Origin of the sequence: Citrobacter europaeus (genome assembly GCA_020099315.1) — a bacterium.
GTDB classification, from domain to species: Bacteria; Pseudomonadota; Gammaproteobacteria; order Enterobacterales; family Enterobacteriaceae; genus Citrobacter; species Citrobacter europaeus.
In genome coordinates this window covers 1372884-1392116 of the sequence record CP083650.1, presented here as the reverse complement: position 1 = coordinate 1392116, position 19233 = coordinate 1372884, and the positions used below count along the sequence as shown (strand labels likewise).

Here is a 19233-nt window from a genome sequence, read left to right as displayed (position 1 = left end):
TACTGAGTTAAGTGTAGCTATCATGAGCAAAAAGGGTTTTTAACGGTTATTCCCTCTCTTTCACCACCGTGGTCGCTTTCGGCGTGAAGGTGCCCATCAATTGGTTGAAATCGGCCAGATTCCAGACGATAACCTCTTTTAGTAGCAGAATAATTTGGCTGGGGTGGGTGAAAAACTTATTCAGTTCGCCAAAGCTGAGCTTTGCCCGCTGACCGTCAGGGCGCGTATAGATGACCATGCCCTCCGTCAGCACACGGCGGGTCCATTTCTCAATACGCTGACCGTCAAGAGAACCAGAAAACGCTGAAATCAATGCCATCACGTCAAAATCGCCATTTTTACCCCCAGAAAAAAGCATATTCAGATCGTTTGTTTCTGCATTTTTAAGCAGAGGTGCCAGGAAATCTTTCTGTAAATCAGCAATAAACGCCAGACGCTGCCAGGGCTCCAGTTGCACAACGGTAAGCGTCTTATCACCAACCATCACCTCTTTTGCTGTTGTCGTCATTTTAGTCATCCTTATATTAGTATCTGCAGGTCAATTATCTTTCCCGCAAAGCTTCATTTACTTTATTGAATGGTTTAATTAAATAGCGGGCGACCGTTTTACTACCGGTAACAATGTCAACGGAAGCCACCATACCTGGAGAAATAAACAATTTCTGCTGACGTTTATTAAGAAGATGATCGCGGTCGGTTCTAATTAAAACCCGGTAGTAAACTAAATCCGGCTTGCGTTCATCCTTAATAGTATCGGGAGAAATAGTCACTACCTTGCCATCCAGACCACCATAAATGGCATAGTCATAAGCGGTGATTTTAACTTTCGCCTTCTGGTCTGGATGAATAAACGCAATGTCACGCGGCAATATTTGCGCCTCAATCAGTAACGTGTCATCCAGTGGAACGATATGCATCAAAACACCGTTAGGCGGAATAACACCACCAACAGTATTATTTTGAATATCTTTCACGATGCCACGAACGGGTGAACGCAGCGTTGATTTAGCCACTAAGTCGGAGCGACCACGCAGAGCATGCTTTAGCGAGGCAATCTCCGCTGACACTTTTGCCAGTTCTTCGCGTGACCGCAAATAATAGTTACCGCGCAGCTCTTCCTCTTTCATATTCAAATCCACCAATTGACGTTTCAAACGAATAACATCAACGGTGCTGGAAGCGCCTTCCTGAGCCAGGCGGGAATTAATCGACAACTCATTGTTAATTAATCGACGCGCATCCTGAATATTTTTAATCGCATCAGCAAACTGTGTTTTACGTGAGGTATACAAGCGAGTTTCCGCCGTCATTAACTCAGGATACAGATCCAGCTCGTCAGAAAATACCAGTTCATTGTCATTCACTTCCGCATTCAGTCGCGCCTGCTGGGCCAGCATTGCGCGGTATTTAGCTTCAAATTCTTTCAGGCTGGAGGCGGTCCGCACGCTATCCAGTTGCGCCAATACTTCCCCCGCCTGGATAATTTGCCCCTCTTTAACATGAATGCGTTGCAGAATACCGCCATCCAGCGACTGAATAATCTGCTCTCGTGAACTGGGAATAACTTTTCCATTGCCTTTGGTGACTTCTTCAATGCTGAAAAATGAGGCCCACAATGCAAAAAGCAGCAAAAAAAATACTACGCAAAATACTATCCATTTCGCGCCACTGAGCGTCAGTTCGTTCTCATGATCCAGCGAGAGAGCATTGTCAATTACAGCATCCGAAGGATCTGATTTATGTTGCAGAAGAATGCGCCGGGTGAAGACAACACCGTCAGCAACCTGTCGCCACAAACCACGGATCCCCCTCTTGTTACCCTTGTTCATGCTTCAGCCTCCTGGGAATACTCACCAAAAAACTGCTCGCGAGGGGCGTCTATTACTATGCTTCCTTGCGACATAACGATGGTGCGCTCGATCAGTTCAAGCACTCTTTTTCGATGGGTAGCGATGATAACCGTCTTCCCGGCCATCCACGGTTTCATTCGACGGATAAACTCGGCTTCGGTCTCTTCATCCATTGCGGCTGTGGGTTCATCCAATAATACGATCTGCGGATCGCGGAGAATCAGACGACTGAGCAACAGCGCCTGCTGCTGTCCTCCCGACAAACCTATTCCGCCTTCGGCTATCAGATGATCCAGCCCATCCGCAAGCTGATTGATAAAAGTGAGCGCCCCTGTTTTCTCCAGCGCCGCTTCAAGCTCTTCATCGCTGGCAAGCGGCATTCCGAGCGCCAGATTTTCCCGAATTGAACCGTGAAACAAGCGTGAGCGTTGGGACAACAAACCGATGTCACGGTGTAAATCTCCGGGATCGAGGTTATCAAGCCGAATGTTGTCCAGCGTCGTTACGCCGTTAACACACAACATATTTCCTGCCAACGCATTCAATAGTGAAGATTTTCCGGAACCATTTCGTCCCAACAGAGCAATCTTCTCGCCGGCCTTAATCTCCAGATCGTCAATAGCGATCGCGTTCTGACGACTAGTGGTGTGATAACGAAACGCCGTATCCTTTAGCACAAAATGGCCACGTAAATAGGGTTTGTGTACCCGCCTGCCGCCACGGGCGTCATCCGTTGGTAATTTCATGATGCTGTCTAATCCGACAATGGCGACCTTTGTTTGCTGCCAGCGCGTCAGGATATTGGCGACCTGTGCGACAGGCGCCATCATCCGCGAACTGAGGATTGACGCGGCAACCAGCGCACCGGTAGACAATTCACCATTCATCGCCAAAGGCGTCCCCACAGCAACAACACAAACAAACACAGCGTTTTGAATCAGATAAGACCACGAGGTAAGTTTGTGCGTCAGGTGTTTGAGGTCCAGACTGCTGCTGGCCGTGGTTGCGGTATAATTCAACCATTGCTGTTGAAAACGATATTCCGCCTGCAGGGATTTCACATCATCCAGCCCTTGAATGCTTTCGACTAGCATCGCGCTACGCAGGTTTGATTCACGCATTGCACTACGCGCCAGCAATGCGAGTTTTTTCTGACATAAAAAACCCGGCAGCACCATCAGGATCATTCCAGCCAACGGGACCAGAAACAGAATGCCTCCCAACAGATAGATCACCACTAAGAACAGAAAGAAAAAGGGTAGATCGGCCATCGCAACCACGGTCGTGGAGGTAATCATCTCCCGGATCTGATCCAATTCACGCACCTGCGAAATAAATGTTCCGGTAGACTGCGGACGATGGGCGGAATGAATACGCAATACGCGACCAAACACCCGATCGGCAATACGCAGGTCTGCTCGTTTACCCACGATATCAATAATGCTATAGCGCATCAGGCGTAATATCAGATCAAAAACAAACGCTAATATAACGCCAGAAAAAAGCACCCACAGCGTAGGCCAGGACTGCGCTGGAATAATACGGTCATAGGTCTGCATTGAGTAGGTAATCCCAGCCAGACCTAGAATATTTATAAAAAGTGACCCCAGAATAACGTAATAATAGGGACGCATGTCCTGAAAAATAATCTGCCACGCCCAATGTTTTTCCACAGGGCGGATATAGTCATCGACGCGCGGATCTGCCGAATTAGTTAACGGTCGCAGCAATATCACACGCAGGCCGGCCTCGAGAAGCTCCTCACGGGTGAAGGTCGTCAACAACCCTTGTTCGTCAACGTAGGCGCAAGTAACGTTTTGGTTATTTTCAATATTTTTAACCAACGCAAAGCGTCCATCACGCATTTCGATAACCACAGGCAACAGCCAGGTGCTGAACTGGAATTGCGTCACTGGCGTGCACTTCATCAGCAGTCCAGCTTGTCTGGCCATCGTTTTTAATACATCTTCTTTCTTACACTCCTGGTACCACTGCGAGGCAACTAAAATATTCTGTTCTGAAATATCAAGACGATAATGATGGGCAATCTGTACAATGGCTTCTTGCCACAACTGGAAATAATAATATTCAACGTCTTTGTCTTTAATTGTACAAGACATATCAACGGTACTGGATGATGTCATTCCATTGAGCCTCTTATTGAGAAAAATAACGCACCAGACTTCCGGAATAATAGAGACATTCAATTGACAGCGACGACACGGTAAATTGGCTGTTTAATATATCCATTCTGGTTTGATGAATTTCAGATTCGGCGCTAAGTAAATCGGAAAATGAACGATTACCCAGTTCCAGATATTGTAATTTATAGAGGTCACGCGTGCGGATAGCCTCTTTCTCCCGTACTTGCTTAGCCTTCATACTTTCATACAGGCTGGAAATCTGGCTGGTCGACTCGACAATTTTACGCCGGGCCTCCGTCTTTTCGGTATCCAGATTAAATTGTGACGCGAGCAACGCCTGTTCCGCCTGTTGAGTACGCGATATACGTGCCCCGCCTTCATACAGTGGCGCACTCACGTTAACAAAGATCCCCCACTCGCCCTTTTTAGCCCGATTCCCACGATTATCGTTCTGGTTTTCCAGCTCATATTCCCAGACTGGGTTAAGTGAAATCGTCGGATAATATTCCGCTTTAAAGGCATTAACCTGCTGTTTCGCCATCTTAATTTGCGCCTGCGCCAGTTCGATAGCAGGCGAGGTTAACTCTTCGATATCAACACGATGGCAAGCTGTGTCCATCGTCTGCGGCATGTGCATATTCAGGGCAGTAGAAACAGAAGCGTTGGTGACGATATCCAGGTTCGCATTCCAACGTCGGGCTTGCGCCTCATAATCATGTTGCAGGGCAATAGCGGCTGCCAGCCGGACCTTCGACTGGGAATAGTCAGATTCCGCGCTAGCCCCTAATGAGGCTCTTTTTTCAGCCAGACGGTTAATAAGCTGGAGACCTGCAACCTGTCCCTGGGCAATTTCAGTTAACTGCTGATAACGAATTGCCTGGGTAAAACTGGTCGCCGTCTCATAAGCAATATCATTAATACTTTTCTCAAGGTTAGACCCCGAACGCTGTGTCGTCGCATCCGCGAGATCGACTTTGCTGGCGATTTTCCCAAAATCAAACAGCGTCTGGCTGGCGTTCAGCGCTAACGTATTCGATTTGCTATCTTCTCGCCTGTAATTATCCTGCTCGAGGCCGGATTTTACTCTGGCGCTAAGAGAGGGATACCACCCGGCCTTCGCTTCATTGACTGACTCTTTACTCTGCACATATTCGCGCTCTGCACGTTTAATCACCGGATGCCAGCCCATTGCCAGTTGCACCGCCTCGGCAAGCGTTATGTCATGCCCTTTAACCGGTACACCGGAAGAAGCCACTGCGGTTTTTTGTCTTTCACCACTACGTTTTTCCACGGCCCCTACCGCAGGGCGAAACAGAGGCTCCGGTTGGGTTTCTGACGTATTGGGTTCTGCAGCATCCTCAAATATAACGGGCCATGTCGCCACCTGCGCACTATGACTTTTGAATACACATGACGTGACGATCGCCAACAGCAATGCCGCTCGCGGTAAATGGCGAGTTTCCATGAATGTTGTTTCCCTTATTCAGTACGAATTGAGTAACCGCAAGGTATTGCGTGTTCCATTAGTTGAAACACGCATACCTTTTATTACGCAGCGACAGGAAGTGACGAGTGCATGTCATCCATTGCTGAGGCTGTGTGATAATGAGTTACTGAAGACGAACTGGACTCTGGTGCGGACTGGATCTTATTCGTTAAAGATTCCGGGAGCAGTTTGCTTAAGTTAATGTCGCCGCTGCTGGCGTCAGATTTCAGTAATGCGCTGACGACCTTTGCAGCGTCAGATTGTTGATCGTGAAGTATCTTGTCCATTAATTTATGCAATTCACTGCCATCGCCATTTTTAACGCTATCGCCTTTAAATGAGTTATAGATATCCTTAATCAACTGGAAGGAATCCTTAAGCCACTCACCAGGTAATTTAATGATATCCTTGATAATATTAAAAGCATCCTTCGCCAGATCGGTAATCGTTGACAGCAATTTTTGAATCGACTCAACGGGATGACTGATGAATTCCTTAATTTTATCAAGGACTGGCGTGAGCAGTTTATCGATTGGATTTTTAATAAAGCCATCAAATAGCGTTTTCAGAACATTAGTTATCGCTTCTTTAGCGACACTGAGTTCACTCTTGATTTTATCACTAATTATCCCGGCATATTTAGTGATAGCATCAGTGAAGAAATCAATAATTTTTGTCGGTAACGACATCACCAAATCGGCTATGCTTTTTACGATATTACCTGCGGTCTTAGAAATCACTTCACCAACCAGAGCGTTCCATTTGAGCGGATTGACCCAATCAGTCAGACTCATACCTTTTAAAGCATCGGCGATATTTTTACCCACATTCGAAACGAGGTTCTCGAACCCTGTTTTAATCGCCGAGACCGTTTCACCGATAGCTTCAGCAATCTTCTGTCCGGTAACTTTCAGTATATCTTTAATAAATTCAATTGGTTTATTGATGAAGATCTCGACTAAAGCTTTTTCTATTGTTTTGATCGCTTTTACGGCAGAGACAACTTTTTCACCCAGGACTTCACTAACGGTTTTAAATCCGGCGGTAATCTCAGAAATGACATTACTGAGAAATGCCAGTGATTTTGAATTCGCAATCGTCGTCCAGACGCTGTTAACCGAATCAACCAGGCTCTTGATAAAGGCCTGTACGGACTCAACAAACGTTTTGTTATCATCAACTTGCAGGCCTTTATCAATCGGTTTCACATCAGGCATATCAAGCGGCGTAACGTTCTGCGGTTTTATCGCAGGATCAATCGCAGGATTGAGCTTATTAATATCAGCATTCGCCTTTGTCGCTGCGGCATTAGCTGCTTCTGTAGCCTGACGCGCCGCCTCCAGGCTTTTATTTGCCGCAGCGATAGCCTTATTCACTTCATCAACGCGATCAAGCTGATTGTTTTTCAGGACTTCTTCTTTCAACGCAAGGGCAGAGGCCAGTTTCTCTGCGGCCTGCGACTTCTGCGCTACCGCCTGTTTCACCGCTTCGTTTGCCGCGTCAACGGCCATACGCGCCGCATTCAGATCCAGCAGACTTTGCTCCGCCTGAGCAACAGAGTCAGCCAGCGCTGTACTCTCCATACTGAACGAAGCGTATTGTTCCTGTAAATCCTTCAGACGCGCAGCGGCATTATCTACGTTAAACCCCTGCACTTTCGCGTTCGCAATTAGCTGCGATAATTGCTCAATCTGTGTATACAGTTTACCCAGCGAGGCATCGGCAGCGGTCAACTTAGCTTTCGATACTTCTATGGCGCTCTGAGCTGGCTGTTTGTTGGCAATCGTGGCTGCATCACTGGCAGATTGATAGTCAAGTTTGACCTGTCCGGCAATAGCTTGCGCACTTTCATCGATTAAGGCGATCGCCGTTTTGACCAGTTCAGCCGCTTTGTCGATGGCGTTTTTCGCACTGGTCGCATCCTCTGCCGCCTGTTTTTGGATTTTTTCTGCCGCAGTAGTATCAATCCCTTTGGCTTTTGCCGCATCAACCGCCGTTTTCAGCGTTGTATTGGCCTTATTCATTGCATCCATCGCGGTTTTCACCGCCGCGCTTGCCTCCTCAACCGCTTTGATAGTTGCAACTGACGGATTAGCCTGCATCGCTTTCACCGCTTCAGCCAGCGTCTTTTGCGCATTGATAAACGTGTTGTCTTTATTCACAACATCTTTTTGCGCATCGCTTAATGCCTGCTTTTCTTTGCTGTCACTGGATTTGTTATCGTGCGAATTACCATCATCCTTGTTGTTATAAATGGCGATACCAATACCTGCGGCGGCAGCGACCAGCAGTGGCACCAGCCAGACGGCTGTATTCATTTCCCCACTATCAGTATTTTCATCTACTGCTTGTTTTACCGGGAAGAAAGCCAGCCCAGCAAAATTTTCGGCATTATATTTTGCTTCATACGCTTTTCCACCATCCTCAAGAATCAGCTTATTTTTTAAAGTGCCGTCCGTTTTAAAGAAATCTTCAATTGTTATCTTCGACCCGTTTTTCTCCACCAAAACAAGATTGTTACCCTCTTTCTGTGACCCGCTAATCATCTCCTTTGCCACAGTAATTTTAACCGTCGTTCCTGGTTGAATAATTTTAACGTGATTTCCCCCAGCAGGCACAGACGTACTTTTCCCAGATGCGGTAATGATTGCCATTTTCTGCATATGCAGCCTCCCTTTATCCATTTTTAATTTCGTAAAAAGCAAAAATGGCCCGATTAAAGACCGATAAAAATGTTAACGTAATAAATCGATAAATAATATACGTGAATTATTAAATAAGAAATCATTCAAAATACGAAACAAATCTCAACAGGCACCATTATCTTTCAAAGAGTTACATAAACATCCTTTTAAGACTAATCCTGGATTCACTGCAAAATCAACCACCAAAAGTCTACGCCTGGATTATCTCAACATGCTTATCACTGGAATAATTTAGTAGGTTTATTGTAATCTGCAAATGCTGATAAAATTTATCTATGGATGGGGTAATTTATGAATAAAAAGACTACAAACACAATTATAATAGTTGGAACATGCCAGTATACATCGCTGGGCATTGCCTCGCTTCTTGACTGTTTCTTTTACAGTAAAATTGTTTTTTATCGACGTTTCAGTGAGATCAAAGAAAACAGCAATGAGTTACTCACGATTGCTGCGATAGATGAGAAAGATATCATCTATGATGACATTTTTTATCTGAAGAATAGAATGTTGAAAAGTGGCGCTAAAAACTTAATCATCCTCAGCGATCTGATAATGATGAATGTCCTTTATTCTGTGTTTAACATCTCATGCTTATACCTGCCACGAAATATAACTTTAAAGGAACTTCATCCGGTAATCGTAAACACGTTACTGCACAATAATGATGAAGAAAGCTATGGGTTGAAACCTCAGCTAACCGGACTCGAGTCGCAAATTCTGATGATGCTTTCCGAGGGCTTTACGGTTTCAGAAATCTCGAAAATTAAAAATAAAAACTGCAAAACCATCAGTAGTCACAAATGTAACCTGATGAAGAAAATGGGAATGCCTAATACCCCAAAGTCCGTCTCGGTACTTTCACTGTATCTGAAGTCCATCCGCATGCCGGACAGCAGACAACCAACGGCTTCTCCCCTCTCGCTCAGAGAACGCCGCAGCAACTATCTCTAGTTTCAGTGCACAAAAAAGCCGCTGATATCAGCGGCTTTTTGGGCTTCGCAAACTGTCAGTAGAAATCGCAGCTAACTTTTTCAGCCTGTTCCATCCACACCGGTTTATCACTGGTTTTGGACCAGACGCGATGCAGATAGCTGTAAAAACGGGCGCGGTCTTTCCAGAACAGCATGACCGGTAGCGCCAGCACGCCCGCCACAACGGCAAAGGTACGGCGTAAGAAAACAATGTGTGCTGGATACTCTTTATAAAGGTCCATAATCCTCTCCCATATATCTGTTCGGTGAATGGCACCAGAAAAATAAACTTGGTTAACTGATGAAAATAATACCGCCTTGTGTGTAATTTTGCTACTCATCCGACCACTTATTTTTGTCTATTGATGCTCCGTTTAGCTTAAAATCGTAATTAAGTTACATAAAAGTTAAATTAATACTAACCATTAGTTAAATAATGGTCTTTGCCATTTTTATACTTTTTTTACACCCCGCCCGCTGATTTTTGCGAAATCTTTGCAAGCAAAAATCTACGCTCTGGTTATCACATTTATGCCACTGGAGGTGCACTGTGAGTGCAGGCGTGATAACCGGCATTGTGCTGGTCATTTTCTTATTAGGTTATCTGGTGTATGCCCTGATTAATGCGGAGGCGTTCTGATGGCGGCACAAGGATTTTTACTCATTGCCAGTTTCTTGCTGGTGCTGTTTGTCATTGCCAGACCGCTGGGGTTTGGGCTGGCTCGACTCATCAATAATACGTCCCTGCCAGGCCTCGCTGGCGTGGAGAGTTGGCTCTGGCGTGGTCTGGGCATCTCGCAGCAGGAGATGAACTGGCGGCAGTATCTGCTGGCAATCCTCGCGCTCAATGTGCTGGGTCTGCTGGTCCTGTTTTCGATGCTGATGGCGCAAAATCTGCTGCCGCTCAACCCTCAGCAGCTACCGGGGCTTTCATGGGATCTGGCGCTCAACACGGCGGTGAGTTTTGTCACTAATACCAACTGGCAATCCTATGCTGGCGAAACCACCTTAAGCTATTTCAGCCAGATGGCCGGGTTGACCGTGCAGAACTTCCTGTCAGCGGCGACCGGGATAGCGGTGATTTTTGCCCTGACCCGCGCCTTTTCGCGCCAGAGTATCAACACGCTGGGCAACGCATGGGTCGATCTGGTTCGCATTACGCTGTGGATCCTGGTCCCTGTTGCGTTACTCATTGCGCTGTTCTTCATTCAGCAAGGCACGTTGCAAAACGTATTGCCCTATCAGCCCATCACTACTCTCGAAGGGGTAAAACAACTGCTGCCGATGGGGCCTGTCGCTTCCCAGGAAGCTATTAAGATGCTTGGCACTAACGGGGGCGGTTTCTTTAATGCCAACTCATCGCATCCGTTTGAAAACCCTACCGCATTGACCAACCTGGTGCAGATGCTGGCTATTTTCTTAATTCCCACCGCGCTGTGTTTTGCCTTTGGTGATGTGGTGGGCGATCGTCGCCAGGGCCGGACCCTGCTGTGGGCTATGTCGGTGATTTTTGTGGTCTGTGTGGCCGTAGTAATGTGGGCTGAAGTTCAGGGCAACCCGCACCTGATGACATTCGGTGCAGACAGCAATATCAACATGGAAGGCAAAGAGAGCCGCTTTGGCGTGCTGGCCACGAGTCTGTTTGCCGTCGTCACGACAGCCGCCTCCTGCGGCGCTGTCGATGCGATGCATGACTCCTTTACCGCACTGGGTGGGATGGTGCCGATGTGGCTAATGCAGATTGGCGAAGTCGTCTTCGGCGGAGTCGGCTCAGGTCTGTACGGCATGCTGCTGTTTGTGCTACTGGCGGTATTTATCGCCGGGCTGATGATTGGTCGTACGCCGGAGTATCTGGGTAAGAAAATCGACGTGCGCGAAATGAAAATGACCGCGCTGGCGATTCTGGTCACCCCTGCGCTGGTACTGCTCGGTACGGCGATCGCCATGATGAGCGATGCCGGGCGCAGCGCCATGCTTAACCCAGGTCCACACGGCTTTAGTGAAGTGTTGTATGCCGTGTCGTCTGCTTCCAACAACAACGGTAGCGCCTTTGCCGGATTAAGCGCCAATAGCCCGTTCTGGAACTGCCTGCTGGCTCTGTGCATGTTCTTCGGTCGCTTTGGCGTGATCGTTCCCGTGATGGCTATCGCCGGGTCGCTGGTCAGTAAAAAGATCCAGCCAGCAAGCCCGGGCACGCTACCTACCCACGGCGCACTGTTTGTCGGGTTGTTAATCGGTACGGTGTTACTGGTTGGCGCTCTCACCTTTGTTCCTGCCCTGGCGCTTGGTCCGGTCGCAGAATACCTGTCATTACACTGAGTGATGCGGAGCACATTACTATGAGTCGCAAGCAACTGGCGCTGTTCGAACCCTCTCTGGTCGCACAGGCGCTGATGGACGCCGTAAAAAAATTAAGCCCCCATACCCAATGGCGTAATCCGGTGATGTTTATCGTCTGGCTGGGCAGTCTGTTAACGACCTTGTTAACAGTGGCGATGGCAACGAGCCATATGCAGGGCAATCCGTGGTTTACCGGGGCGATAAGTCTGTGGCTGTGGATTACCGTTTTGTTCGCCAACTTTGCTGAGGCGCTGGCGGAAGGACGCAGTAAGGCGCAGGCTAACAGTCTGAAAGGTGTTAAAAAAACCGCCTTTGCCCGCAAACTTCGCGAACCTAAATACGGCTCGGCCATGGATCACGTTCCTGCCGATGATTTACGTAAAGGCGATATCGTGCTGGTGGAAGCGGGCGATATTATCCCGTGTGACGGCGAGGTGATCGAAGGTGGCGCGTCGGTAGATGAAAGCGCCATTACCGGTGAGTCCGCGCCGGTGATTCGTGAATCCGGTGGCGATTTCGCCTCCGTCACCGGCGGGACCCGCATCCTCTCCGACTGGCTGGTAATCGAATGCAGCGTAAACCCCGGCGAAACGTTCCTCGACCGGATGATCGCCATGGTTGAAGGCGCGCAGCGGCGTAAAACGCCCAATGAGATCGCCCTGACGATCCTGCTGATTGCCCTGACCATTATCTTTTTACTGGCGACCGCCACCCTGTGGCCGTTCTCCGCCTGGGGCGGGAGCGCGGTCAGCGTCACGGTGCTGGTTGCCCTGTTAGTGTGTTTGATTCCCACCACGATAGGCGGGCTGCTCTCTGCGATTGGTGTCGCCGGGATGAGCCGCATGCTGGGTGCGAACGTTATCGCCACCAGCGGACGCGCAGTAGAGGCCGCGGGTGACGTGGACGTACTGCTGCTGGATAAAACCGGCACCATTACGCTGGGTAATCGCCAGGCTTCGGATTTTCTGCCTGCCCACGGCGTGGATGAAAAAACGCTGGCCGACGCCGCTCAGCTTTCATCGCTGGCCGATGAAACGCCGGAAGGCCGCAGCATCGTTATCCTGGCTAAACAGCGCTTCAATCTGCGTATCCGCGACGTGCAATCGCTGCACGCTACCTTTGTGCCGTTTACCGCCCAAAGCCGGATGAGCGGGATCAACATCGACAACCGAATGATCCGCAAAGGGTCGGTTGATGCCATCCGTCGTCACGTCGAAGCCAACGGCGGCCATTTCCCCGCCGACGTGGAGCAGAAGGTCGAGAACGTTGCCCGCCTTGGCGCTACGCCGCTGGTGGTGGCCGAAGGCTCCCGCGTACTGGGCGTGATAGCCCTGAAAGATATTGTGAAAGGCGGGATCAAAGAACGTTTTGCCCAACTGCGCAAAATGGGGATTAAAACGGTGATGATCACCGGCGACAACCGCCTGACCGCCGCCGCGATCGCCGCTGAAGCCGGGGTGGATGATTTCTTAGCGGAGGCCACGCCGGAAGCCAAGCTGGCGCTGATTCGTCAGTATCAGTCGGAAGGTCGTCTGGTGGCGATGACCGGCGATGGAACCAACGACGCCCCGGCGCTGGCGCAAGCCGACGTGGCAGTCGCCATGAACTCAGGAACCCAGGCGGCGAAAGAAGCAGGCAACATGGTGGATCTCGATTCCAACCCCACCAAACTGATTGAAGTGGTGCACATTGGTAAACAGATGCTGATGACGCGCGGTTCGCTGACCACCTTCAGTATCGCCAACGACGTGGCGAAGTATTTCGCCATTATCCCGGCCGCGTTCGCCGCCACCTATCCGCAGCTCAATGCACTTAACGTGATGAGTCTGCATTCGCCGGACTCGGCGATCCTCAGCGCGGTTATCTTTAACGCACTGGTTATCGTCTTTCTGATCCCACTGGCGCTTAAGGGCGTGAGCTACAAACCATTATCCGCCTCGGCGATGTTGCGCCGTAATTTGTGGATCTATGGTCTGGGTGGTCTGGTTGTGCCGTTTATCGGTATCAAAGCAATTGATTTACTGCTGACCCTGCTGGGTCTGGTGTGAGGTTTCAGATGAATGGATTACGTCCTGCATTATCAACTTTGATTTTCCTGATGCTTATTACCGGCGGGGCATACCCGCTGCTGACCACCGCGCTGGGGCAGTGGTGGTTTCCCCACCAGGCTAACGGCTCGTTGATCCGCGAAGATCAGGTTGTTCGCGGTTCTGAACTTATTGGGCAACATTTTACCGCCGCGGGTTATTTTCAGGGGCGTCCGTCTGCGACGGCGGAAATGCCCTATAATCCCATGGCTTCTGGCGGCAGTAATCTGGCCGTCAGCAACCCGGAACTGGATAAACAGCTGCAAAGCCGGATAGCCGCGCTGCGTGCCGCCAACCCGCAGGCAAATCCTGCCGTTCCGGTAGAGCTGGTAACGGCATCTTCCAGCGGGCTGGACAACAACCTGACGCCAGCCGCGGTAGCCTGGCAAATCCCCCGCGTGGCGCAGGCTCGCAACCTCAGCGTTGAAGAGGTCACGCGCCTGGTTGCACAATATACGCAAAAGCCGTTGGTCAGTTTTATCGGCCAGCCGGTGGTGAACCTGGTGGAACTTAATTTAGCGCTGGATAAGCACTGAGAAAAAGGACATGCATAGCGAACCCTTACGCCCCAATCCCGATCGCCTGCTGGAGCAGACCACCGCCCCGCACCGCGGAAAACTGAAAATTTTCTTCGGCGCCTGCGCGGGCGTCGGCAAAACCTGGGCCATGCTGGCAGAGGCCCAGCGGCTGCGGGCGCAGGGGTTAGATGTGCTGATTGGCGTGGTGGAAACCCACGGACGTAAAGAGACCGCCGCGCTACTGGACGGTCTCAGCATCCTGCCGCTAAAGCGACAGGCGCGCCATGGTCGTCATATCAGCGAGTTCGATCTCGACGCGGCGCTGGCCCGCCGTCCGGCGCTCATTTTAATGGATGAACTGGCGCACAGTAATGCGCCAGGCTCGCGCCATCCAAAACGCTGGCAGGACATTGAAGAGCTGCTGGAAGCCGGTATTGACGTTTTTACTACCGTCAACGTGCAGCATCTGGAAAGTCTCAATGATGTGGTCAGCGGCGTTACCGGTATTCAGGTGCGCGAAACCGTCCCCGATCCTTTTTTCGATGCCGCCGACGATGTCGTGCTGGTCGATCTTCCCCCCGATGATTTGCGCCAGCGCTTGAATGAAGGCAAGGTCTATATCGTCGGTCAGGCAGAAAGAGCCATCGAGCATTTCTTTCGCAAAGGTAATCTGATCGCGCTCCGTGAACTGGCCTTGCGCCGCACGGCCGATCGGGTAGACGATCAGATGCGCGCCTGGCGTGGACGTCCGGGAGAGGAGAAAGTCTGGCATACCCGCGACGCCATTTTACTGTGCATTGGACACAATACCGGCAGCGAAAAACTGGTGCGTGCTGCCGCGCGTCTGGCAGCGCGCCTCGGCAGCGTCTGGCATGCAGTGTATGTCGAAACGCCAGCGCTGCACCGACTGCCCGAAAAACAGCGCCGGGCAATCCTAAGCGCTCTGCGGTTAGCCCAGGAGCTGGGTGCAGAAACCGCCACCCTTTCCGACCCTACCGAAGACAAAGCGGTGATCCGTTACGCCCGTGAGCATAATCTGGGAAAAATTGTCCTCGGGCGTCCAACTACGCGTCGCTGGTGGCGCAGCGACTCTTTTGCCGACAAACTGGCCCATCGCGCACCGGATCTCGACCTGATGATTGTTGCGCTCGATGAGCCACCTTCGCGCTCTGTGCCGCAAACTGCAGATAGCCGCACATTTAAGGATAAATGGCGGGTACAAATTCAGGGTTGCGTGCTTGCCGTCGCGCTGTGCGCCATTATTACAGTGATTGCCATGCAGTGGTTGATGGCCTTTGACGCCGCCAACCTGGTGATGATCTATTTATTGGGCGTGGTGGTTATCGCCCTCTTTTACGGACGCTGGCCGTCGGTGCTGGCAACTTTTATTAACGTCGCCAGCTTCGATCTCTTCTTTATTGCTCCGCGTGGCACGCTGGCCGTTTCCGATGTCCAGTACCTGCTCACCTTCGCCGTGATGCTCACGGTAGGGCTGGTTATTGGTAATCTGACCGCCGGAGTGCGTTATCAGGCGCGGGTGGCCCGTTATCGTGAACAACGTACGCGCCATTTGTATGAGATGTCGAAAGCGCTGGCCGTTGGGCGTAGTCAGCAAGATATTGCCGCCACCAGCGAACAGTTTATTGCCTCAACGTTCCAGGCCCGCAGCCAGGTTTTACTGCCCGGTGAGAACGGTAAGCTGGCCCCTCTCACTCATCAACAGGGCATGACGCCGTGGGATGATGCCATTGCCCAATGGAGCTTTGATAAAGGGCAACCGGCTGGCGCAGGTACTGACACGTTGCCAGGTGTGCCGTATCAAATTTTACCGTTAAAAAGTGCTGACAAAACGCATGGGCTGCTGGTGGTGGAACCGGGAAATTTACGCCAGCTAATGATCCCCGAACAGCAACGCCTGCTGGAAACTTTCACCTTGCTTGTTGCCAGCGCGCTGGAGCGCCTGACGCTAACCGCCAGCGAAGAGCAGGCCCGGTTTGCCAGCGAGCGCGAAAGTATTCGCAATGCCTTGCTCGCTGCCCTTTCCCACGATTTACGTACACCGTTAACGGTGCTGTTTGGTCAGGCAGAGATCTTAACGTTGGATCTGGCAAGCGAAGGATCTCCGCACGCGCGCCAGGCCAGTGAGATTCGCCAGCACGTCCTGAATACGACCCGACTGGTTAATAACCTGCTGGATATGGCGCGAATTCAGTCTGGCGGCTTTAATCTTAAGAAGGAGTGGTTAACACTGGAAGAGGTGGTCGGCAGCGCCCTGCAGATGCTGGAGCCAGGACTCTCTGCTCCTATTAATTTGTCGCTACCAGCACCGTTGACGCTGATCCACGTCGATGGCCCACTCTTTGAACGGGTGCTGATTAATCTGCTGGAAAACGCAGTTAAATACGCAGGTCCAGCGGCGCAAATCGGTATTGATGCCAGCGTCGATGGTGAACACCTGCAGCTGGACGTCTGGGATAATGGGCCGGGTATTCCGTCGGGTATGGAACAACAAGTTTTTGACAAGTTTTCCCGGGGAAACAAAGAGTCATCGGTACCGGGCGTTGGACTGGGACTGGCAATTTGCCAGGCGATTGTGGACGTGCACGGCGGTACGATTTCCGCCCATAATCGTGCCCAGGGAGGAGCGAGTTTTCGTGTTACACTGCCCCAGGAAATCCCCCCTGAACTTGAAGATTTTCATGAGGATATGTGACGAACGTACTGATTGTTGAAGATGAACAGGCCATCCGCCGTTTTCTGCGCACCGCGCTGGAAACTGATGGCCTGCGTGTATATGAAGCGGAAACGCTGCAACGTGGTCTGCTGGAAGCTGCCACGCGAAAACCCGATCTCATCATTCTCGATCTCGGCCTGCCGGACGGCGACGGTATTGATTTTATTCGCGACCTGCGACAATGGAGCGCAATCCCGGTAATTGTGCTCTCTGCCCGCAGCGAAGAGAGCGATAAAATCGCCGCCCTGGATGCCGGTGCCGATGACTATCTCAGTAAACCCTTTGGTATTGGTGAGCTACAGGCACGATTACGCGTGGCATTGCGTCGTCACGCCAGCGGCGCATCTCCCGAACCGGTGGTGCATTTTGCCAATGTAAAAGTGGATCTCGCCGCCCGCCTCGTACACCGAGATGACGAGGAAATTCATTTGACGCCGATTGAGTTTCGTCTGTTAGCGGTACTGCTGAATAATGCCGGGAAGGTACTAACGCAACGCCAGTTGTTAAATCAGGTTTGGGGGCCAAACGCCGTCGAACACAGTCATTATCTGCGAATTTACATGGGACACTTGCGCCAGAAGCTGGAACTGGATCCGGCCCGCCCGCGTCATTTTCTGACCGAAACCGGGATCGGTTATCGGTTTATGCCGTGAATCTAAGCCGAATAAAAAAGCCGGATCAGCTTATGCGCGATCCGGCTTTTTCATCATTCATACCGGATCACGACGCTTACGTCTTATCCGGCCTGCGGTTTACGCGTTCTTCAACACTTCACTGACGATCTCAACGGCTTCTTTTTCGATCTGCTTGCGGTGTTCTTCACCCAGGAAGCTCTCGCAGTAGATTTTATAAGCGTCTTCCGTACCTGACGGACGCGCGGCAAACCAGCCGTTGTCAGTCATCACTTTCAGACCACCGATAGAAGCACCGTTGCCCGGTGCCGCCGTCAGACGCGCAGTGATCGGGTCGCCCGCCAGCGTGCTGGCGCTCACCATTTCCGGAGACAGCTTAGACAGCGCCGCTTTCTGCGCGGAGGTCGCGCTCGCCTGCAGGCGGTTGTAGCTTGGCGCGCCAAAGCGAGCAGCCAGCTCATTGTAGTGCTCCTGCGGGTTCTTACCGGTCACAGCGGTAATTTCTGCCGCCAGCAGGCACATGATGATACCGTCTTTGTCGGTCGACCACGGTGTACCGTCGAAGCGCAGGAAAGAAGCCCCCGCGCTCTCTTCACCACCAAAGCCAAAGCTGCCGTCAAACAGACCATCAACGAACCATTTAAAGCCAACCGGAACTTCGACCAGTTTACGCCCTAAATCATTCACCACGCGGTCAATCATCGCCGATGACACCAGCGTCTTACCGACGGCAACGTCTTTGCCCCATTGCGGACGGTGCTGGAACAGGTAGTTGATCGCCACCGCCAGGTAGTGGTTCGGGTTCATCAGCCCTGCCGGGGTGACGATACCGTGACGGTCGTAGTCCGGATCGTTAGCAAAAGCCAAATCGAACTTGTCGCGCAGCGCCAACAGGCCCGCCATCGCGCACTCGGAGGAGCAGTCCATACGGATTGCGCCATCTTTGTCGAGATGCATGAAACGGAAAGTTTGATCAACGTGATCGTTAACGATAGTCAGGTTCAGGTTGTAGTGCTTCGCAATACGTTTCCAGTATTCGATACCGGAACCGCCCAGCGGATCGACACCCAAGGTCAGGCCAGCTTTCTGGATTGCCGCCATGTCGACGATGTCAGCCAGTCCTTCAACAAACGGCTGAACCAGGTCCTGCTCTTTGACATGACCCGATGCCAGCGCAGCGTCCAGCGACATACGCTTCACGCCTTGCAGACCGTCAGCCAACAGGGCGTTAGCCCTGTCTTCCACCACTTTGGTGACGTTGGTATCTGCCGGACCACCGTTTGGCGGGTTGTATTTAATGCCGCCATCTTCCGGTGGGTTGTGGGACGGCGTAATCACAATGCCGTCCGCCAGCGGGCCGCCTTTTTTGTTGTGGACCAGGATAGCGTTCGACACGGCAGGGGTTGGCGTAAAGCCGTTATTTTCCTGCACGATGACGTCAACGCCGTTCGCCGCCAGCACTTCCAGTACAGAGATAAAAGCCGGTTCAGACAGCGCGTGGGTATCCTTGCCCACATAGCACGGGCCAGTAATCCCGTTCTTCGCACGTTCTTCAGCAATCGCCTGAGCGATAGCCAGAATATGCGGCTCGTTAAAACTATGACGACCTGCACTACCGCGATGTCCGGACGTACCGAACTTGACGGCGTGCTCAGCGTTCCCTGCCGTTGGTTTCAGTACATAGTACTGTGCCGTCAGTTGGGCGACGTTAATCAAATCACTCTGTTGCGCAGGTTGACCTGCACGGTTGTGGATTGCCATTG

At 51.1% G+C, this 19233-nt stretch carries 14 protein-coding genes; 7 read left to right on the top strand and 7 right to left on the bottom strand.

Features of this window, described 5'->3' with window-relative positions:
• Window positions 1–46: 46 nt before the first annotated feature.
• The 5 genes from LA337_06440 to LA337_06420 form a co-directional block, all read right to left on the bottom strand.
• Window positions 47–508: a hypothetical protein gene (locus LA337_06440; GenBank protein UBI17329.1), complete on the bottom strand. Its 462-nt coding sequence runs from the start codon at window positions 506–508 to the stop codon at window positions 47–49.
• A gap of 34 nt (window positions 509–542) precedes the next feature.
• Window positions 543–1829 (bottom strand): HlyD family efflux transporter periplasmic adaptor subunit, encoded by a 1287-nt coding sequence (locus LA337_06435; GenBank protein ID UBI17328.1) that lies wholly within the window; start codon window positions 1827–1829, stop codon window positions 543–545.
• Window positions 1826–3994, bottom strand: a complete 2169-nt coding sequence (locus LA337_06430) for a type I secretion system permease/ATPase (protein UBI17327.1) — start codon at window positions 3992–3994, stop codon at window positions 1826–1828. Before LA337_06430 ends, LA337_06435 begins: the two co-directional genes overlap by 4 nt.
• Before the next feature lie 13 nt (window positions 3995–4007).
• The gene (locus LA337_06425) at window positions 4008–5459 is read right to left on the bottom strand and encodes a TolC family protein (GenBank protein ID UBI17326.1); all 1452 of its coding nucleotides are present in this window, start codon (window positions 5457–5459) and stop codon (window positions 4008–4010) included.
• 83 nt (window positions 5460–5542) lie between these two features.
• The gene (locus LA337_06420; protein ID UBI17325.1) at window positions 5543–8143 is read right to left on the bottom strand and encodes a BapA prefix-like domain-containing protein; all 2601 of its coding nucleotides are present in this window, start codon (window positions 8141–8143) and stop codon (window positions 5543–5545) included.
• A 333-nt stretch (window positions 8144–8476) separates the two neighbouring features.
• Between LA337_06420 and LA337_06415 the strand changes: the two genes are divergently transcribed.
• Window positions 8477–9139: a LuxR C-terminal-related transcriptional regulator gene (locus tag LA337_06415; protein ID UBI17324.1), complete on the top strand. Its 663-nt coding sequence runs from the start codon at window positions 8477–8479 to the stop codon at window positions 9137–9139.
• Window positions 9140–9194: 55 nt separating this feature from the next.
• On the opposite strand, the gene LA337_06410 is transcribed toward LA337_06415, so the two are convergent.
• Complete coding sequence (locus LA337_06410) at window positions 9195–9401, bottom strand: YbfA family protein (GenBank protein ID UBI17323.1); 207 nt, start codon at window positions 9399–9401, stop codon at window positions 9195–9197.
• A 308-nt stretch (window positions 9402–9709) separates the two neighbouring features.
• On the opposite strand from LA337_06410, the gene kdpF reads away from it, so the two are divergent.
• The 6 genes from kdpF to kdpE are packed head-to-tail and all read left to right on the top strand — an operon-like array spanning window position 9710 to window position 17491.
• Window positions 9710–9799 carry a K(+)-transporting ATPase subunit F gene (kdpF, locus tag LA337_06405; protein UBI17322.1) on the top strand — a complete coding sequence of 30 codons (90 nt, stop codon included), beginning with the start codon at window positions 9710–9712 and terminating at the stop codon, window positions 9797–9799.
• Entirely contained in the window at window positions 9799–11478 is a 1680-nt protein-coding gene (kdpA, locus tag LA337_06400; protein UBI17321.1) for a potassium-transporting ATPase subunit KdpA, read from the top strand. Before kdpF ends, kdpA begins: the two co-directional genes overlap by 1 nt.
• A 20-nt stretch (window positions 11479–11498) precedes the next feature.
• Complete coding sequence (gene kdpB, locus LA337_06395; protein ID UBI17320.1) at window positions 11499–13547, top strand: potassium-transporting ATPase subunit KdpB; 2049 nt, start codon at window positions 11499–11501, stop codon at window positions 13545–13547.
• Between the two features lie 8 nt (window positions 13548–13555).
• Window positions 13556–14122, top strand: coding sequence for a potassium-transporting ATPase subunit KdpC (gene kdpC / locus LA337_06390; protein UBI17319.1), 567 nt, complete (start codon window positions 13556–13558; stop codon window positions 14120–14122).
• Window positions 14123–14132: 10 nt separating this feature from the next.
• On the top strand, window positions 14133–16817 hold the full coding sequence (gene kdpD / locus LA337_06385) for a two-component system sensor histidine kinase KdpD (protein ID UBI17318.1): 2685 nt from the start codon (window positions 14133–14135) through the stop codon (window positions 16815–16817).
• Entirely contained in the window at window positions 16814–17491 is a 678-nt protein-coding gene (kdpE, locus tag LA337_06380; GenBank protein ID UBI17317.1) for a two-component system response regulator KdpE, read from the top strand. Before kdpD ends, kdpE begins: the two co-directional genes overlap by 4 nt.
• Before the next feature lie 99 nt (window positions 17492–17590).
• Here kdpE and pgm read toward each other — a convergent pair whose 3' ends face one another.
• Window positions 17591–19231: a phosphoglucomutase (alpha-D-glucose-1,6-bisphosphate-dependent) gene (pgm, locus tag LA337_06375; protein ID UBI17316.1), complete on the bottom strand. Its 1641-nt coding sequence runs from the start codon at window positions 19229–19231 to the stop codon at window positions 17591–17593.
• Between the last annotated feature and the right edge of the window lie 2 nt (window positions 19232–19233).

Bases quoted from the DNA above. Each gene is read 5' to 3' on its own strand.
- LA337_06440 (UBI17329.1), bottom strand. From the start codon at position 508: ATGACGACAACAGCAAAAGAGGTGATGGTTGGTGATAAGACGCTTACC.
- LA337_06435 (UBI17328.1), bottom strand. From the start codon at position 1,829: ATGAACAAGGGTAACAAGAGGGGGATCCGTGGTTTGTGGCGACAGGTT.
- LA337_06430 (UBI17327.1), bottom strand. From the start codon at position 3,994: ATGACATCATCCAGTACCGTTGATATGTCTTGTACAATTAAAGACAAA.
- LA337_06425 (UBI17326.1), bottom strand. From the start codon at position 5,459: ATGGAAACTCGCCATTTACCGCGAGCGGCATTGCTGTTGGCGATCGTC.
- LA337_06420 (UBI17325.1), bottom strand. From the start codon at position 8,143: ATGCAGAAAATGGCAATCATTACCGCATCTGGGAAAAGTACGTCTGTG.
- LA337_06415 (UBI17324.1), top strand. From the start codon at position 8,477: ATGAATAAAAAGACTACAAACACAATTATAATAGTTGGAACATGCCAG.
- LA337_06410 (UBI17323.1), bottom strand. From the start codon at position 9,401: ATGGACCTTTATAAAGAGTATCCAGCACACATTGTTTTCTTACGCCGT.
- kdpA (UBI17321.1), top strand. From the start codon at position 9,799: ATGGCGGCACAAGGATTTTTACTCATTGCCAGTTTCTTGCTGGTGCTG.
- kdpB (UBI17320.1), top strand. From the start codon at position 11,499: ATGAGTCGCAAGCAACTGGCGCTGTTCGAACCCTCTCTGGTCGCACAG.
- kdpC (UBI17319.1), top strand. From the start codon at position 13,556: ATGAATGGATTACGTCCTGCATTATCAACTTTGATTTTCCTGATGCTT.
- kdpD (UBI17318.1), top strand. From the start codon at position 14,133: ATGCATAGCGAACCCTTACGCCCCAATCCCGATCGCCTGCTGGAGCAG.
- pgm (UBI17316.1), bottom strand. From the start codon at position 19,231: ATGGCAATCCACAACCGTGCAGGTCAACCTGCGCAACAGAGTGATTTG.